Source organism: Streptococcus sp. 3874, from assembly GCF_013276425.1.
GTDB lineage: Bacteria > Bacillota > Bacilli > Lactobacillales > Streptococcaceae > Streptococcus > Streptococcus pseudopneumoniae.
The window spans coordinates 1-1,079 of sequence record NZ_VMLA01000084.1; the positions used below are offsets into that span (position 1 = coordinate 1).

The 1,079-nt window shown below is 41.2% G+C and carries 2 protein-coding genes and 1 pseudogene; all 3 read left to right on the forward strand.

Going from position 1 to position 1,079, the window contains the following annotated elements; all coding sequences use genetic code 11:
* Positions 1-20: 20 nt before the first annotated feature.
* The gene (tnpB, locus tag HT703_RS08515) at positions 21-371 is read left to right on the forward strand and encodes an IS66 family insertion sequence element accessory protein TnpB (protein WP_000152345.1); all 351 of its coding nucleotides are present in this window, start codon (positions 21-23) and stop codon (positions 369-371) included.
* 54 nt (positions 372-425) lie between these two features.
* Entirely contained in the window at positions 426-632 is a 207-nt protein-coding gene (locus HT703_RS08520) for a transposase (RefSeq protein WP_138704148.1), read from the forward strand.
* A pseudogene (locus tag HT703_RS08525) lies at positions 607-1,079 on the forward strand (IS66 family transposase); the annotation flags it as partial. The gene HT703_RS08520 and the pseudogene HT703_RS08525, both read left to right, overlap by 26 nt.

Consider the following 1,079-nt stretch of genomic DNA (forward strand, 5'->3'; position numbering starts at 1 on the left):
TTTGGATAAGGTGTTGCTCCATGACAATTCATCTATCTAGCCTAGGGCAGGTCTATCTCGTATGTGGGAAAACGGATATGAGACAAGGCATTGATTCACTGGCTTATCTGGTTAAAACCCACTTTGAATTGGATCCTTTCTCCGGTCAAGTTTTTCTCTTTTGTGGTGGACGTAAAGACCGCTTTAAAGCTCTTTACTGGGATGGTCAAGGATTTTGGCTACTATATAAACGCTTTGAGAACGGTAAGTTGACTTGGCCAAGTACAGAAAAGGATGTCAAAGCTCTCACACCTGAACAAGTAGACTGGCTGATGAAGGGCTTTTCTATCACTCCCCAAATAAATTCATCAGAAAGTCGTGATTTCTATTGAAATGATGCCTTTCTTTTTAGTATAATAAAGTTAGAAAACAAGGAGGGGAAGACGATGAAAGACTTATTAAAACTCATTCAACAACAGAGTGCTACAATTGATAGTCTCACCAATGAACTTGCCCTTCTTCGTGAACAAGTGGCTTATCTAACGCAAAAGCTCTATGGAAAATCCTCTGAGAAAAGTGTTTGTCCATCTGGACAAGTCAGCCTTTTTGAGGAGGAAGCTTCATCTGATGAAGATGGAGAGGTTCCCAGTTGAAAGAGAAGAAATCACCTATAAACGTAAGAAAGCTAAAGGAAAACGTCAAGCTCTTCTTGCCCAATTCGATTCAGAAGAACTCCATCATCGCTTAGAGGATTGCATTTGCCCTGACTGTCAGGGAGAGCTAAAAGAGATTGGAGCGAGTCTTCAAGGCCAAGAATTAGTCTTTATTCCTGCGCAATTAAAACGCATAGATCATATCCAACACTCTTACAAATGCCAAGCATGCAGTGAGAAAAATCCGAGTGATAAAATTGTGAAAGCTCCTATCCCTAAAGCCCCTTTGGCGCATAGCCTTGGCTCAGCTTCTATTATCGCTCACACCATCCATCAGAAGTTTAATCTGAAGGTCCCCAATTATCGCCAAGAAGAAGATTGGGCTAGGATGGGTTTACCAATCACACGTAAGGAAATCTCTAATTGGCATATCAAGGCGAGTCAATA